Here is a 2,553-nt window from a genome sequence, read left to right as displayed (position 1 = left end):
ACAGAGCCTTTTTTACCATTTAAACACCCCTTGGGCGTTGTTCTTCCTGTAGCGCTTAAAACCCGATAGTCGCCGAAACCAGATAAGTCCGTGGCGTGGAAAGCGTCAGACCTGGCTCGCTGTCATCCGACGCACCTGCCGAACTCCAGAAGCGTTTATCCATGACGTTTTCGATGTTGGCGCGCAGCGTCACGTCCTTGTCGTCAACCTTGAACGCATAGCGTGCGCCTACGTCGAACCGCTCCCACGAGTCGATTTCCTTGGTGTTGGCCTGGTTCAGGTACTGAGAGCTGGAGTAAATGCCGCGGCCGGTCAGGGTCAGGCCTTTAACGTTCGGCACGTCCCACTCAGCCCCCAGGTTGACGTTGTATTCCGGTGTGGCAGGGGCGCGTTTGCCGTCGAAAGTGCCGTTGACGGTGTTGGTCAATTCGCTGTCGATGTACATCACGCCGCCGAGCAGGCGGACGCCTTTAAGTGGCTCGCCGAACATGGTGAGTTCCACTCCAGTGTTTTCCCGCTTGCCGTTAAGCCCAAAGACCCGCGTTGTGGCGTTGGTCTCGTAAGCCGGTTGTTTGATTCTGAATACGCTGGCTGTGAAGGCGAATGTCCCCAGGTCGTATTTGGTACCAACTTCCACCTGACGGCTGATGAAAGGCGGAAAAATCTCGTCCTCGTTGATAGAGGTAGAAGGAGCGATCTTGCCTTGGCTCAGGCCTTCCATGTAGTTGGCGTATACAGAGAGCTGATCGGTCACTTTGTAGAGGATGCCGCCCGAAGGTGAGATCTTCTCTTCATCATAAGCCGTGTCACCTTTGACGTTATCGGTCCAGTCATCAACCTTGACCCGCTGCCAGCGTGCACCCAATGTCAGCAGCAAGCGGTCGTCGAAGAAGCCAAGTGTGTCGGACAACGCGAGCCCGCTGTAGCGGTTCTCCGTGTAGACCTTTGCATCTTGCCGGGTGGGGTTGTCGGGTGTCGGCGTGTCTACTGGATCGAACAGGTTGCTCGGGGACGCGGCATAGCGCGCGCCGCCATTTTCGAAGTCCATGTAGAAGTAACTGGCGGCCAGATTGACTTCATGGCTCACAGGACCGGTCTGGAACCAGTTGCGCACGCCTGCAGTGGCCGTTCGGACATTTTCATCACGGGTGAAGTCACGGGGCTGGACGCTGAAATCGCCCGCATCATTGGTGATTGAAACTGCATGACGGAGAAAGTCGTGGTTACTTTTACGCGCGCCCACGCCGCCGTACACCATGACTGAGTCGCTGACGTCATACTCGGCGTTCACAGCACCAAAGGTATCTCGGGTGCGCGCCTGGCTCCAGGCTTGCGCGTAGTTGCGACGCACGTCGTTGGCGTTGGGGACTTTTGCGTTGGCGCCGATCTGTACGCGTTCCTGGGGGGCATCTGTGTCACGCTCGGTGTGCCCGATGTCTGTTGATAGCCGCAGGCGTTCGCCACGGAAATCCAGACCCAGCACGGCCATTTCACGGTCGACGCTCTGGTGGTCCCATTCGGTGTCGCCTGATTGCTTGACGCCGTTGAAGCGGATGCCGAACTTGCCTTCGTCACCAAACCGGCGGCCGACGTCGATGGCGGTTCCCAGCTGGTTATTGGAGGCGTAGCTGCCGGTGAGCTCGGTGATGGGCTTGTCAGTCGCGCGCTTGGGCACCACGTTGATGCCGCCACCTACGCTGCCTCTGGGTGAAATGCCGTTGACCAGCTGACTCGGGCCTTTGAGGATGTCCACCCGGTCGGCCATTTCCATGTCGATCGTATAGGTCGGCAAAATGCCGTATAGACCGTTATAGGAAACGTCGCTGTTGAACAGGCTCAGGCCGCGGATGGTGAACTGTTCGTAGCGCCCGCCGGCGGGGTTGGTCGCACGTACCGAAGGATCGCTGGCGACCAGGTCGCCCAGGGTTCTGGCCTGCTGATCCTTGACCGTCTTGCTGGTGTAGGTGGTCATGCTGAACGGCGTGTCCATGAAATCCCGCGAGCCGAGCATGCCCTGCGAACCGCGGCGAGCCACCTGGCCTCCGGCGTAGGTCTGGCCATCCGTCGAGCCTGTTGCGCCGAGGATCGAGGTGGGTGCCAATTGCAGGCTGCTGCTGCCCTCTGGAGCAGGGATCAGCGTGTAGGCATGATCCGCCACCGACACCAGTTGCAGGCCGGAACCTTGCAGCAGGCGTGAGAAACCTTCTTCCACTGCGTAATCCCCCGACAATCCGGCGCTGTTACGACCGCTCACCAGTGCGGGGTCCACCGACAGATTGACCCCCGCCTGACCTGCAAAGCGGGTAAGCGCCGCGCCCAGACTGCCAGCTGGCACCTCGTAAGTGCGACGGTCTGTGCCCTCGGCCCAACTGGACGAAATGAAGAGGGGGCTGGAACTCAAAGTCAGTAAAAGACTGAAATGCAGCAAGGGGCGCAAACGGAAAGGCGACGCTGGGGACATGGAGTTAAGCTCTCATATTTGTTCACTTACCTGTGATGACCGGTGAGGCGAAAAAAGGGGACAGGGGATACGCAAGTTTTTTTCGAATTCCT

1 protein-coding gene is annotated in these 2,553 nt (G+C 58.7%); it reads right to left on the bottom strand.

All coding sequences use genetic code 11. The features are described from left to right. Positions 1–55: 55 nt before the first annotated feature. Entirely contained in the window at positions 56–2,461 is a 2,406-nt protein-coding gene (locus H8S59_RS26745; protein WP_187523357.1) for a TonB-dependent receptor, read from the bottom strand. Between the last annotated feature and the right edge of the window lie 92 nt (positions 2,462–2,553).

Source organism: Pseudomonas folii, from assembly GCF_014357575.1.
In the GTDB taxonomy this organism is placed as follows: domain Bacteria; phylum Pseudomonadota; class Gammaproteobacteria; order Pseudomonadales; family Pseudomonadaceae; genus Aquipseudomonas; species Aquipseudomonas folii.
The sequence above is the reverse complement of the archived record's forward strand: the minus strand, read 5'-3'. Positions and strand labels throughout refer to the sequence as shown.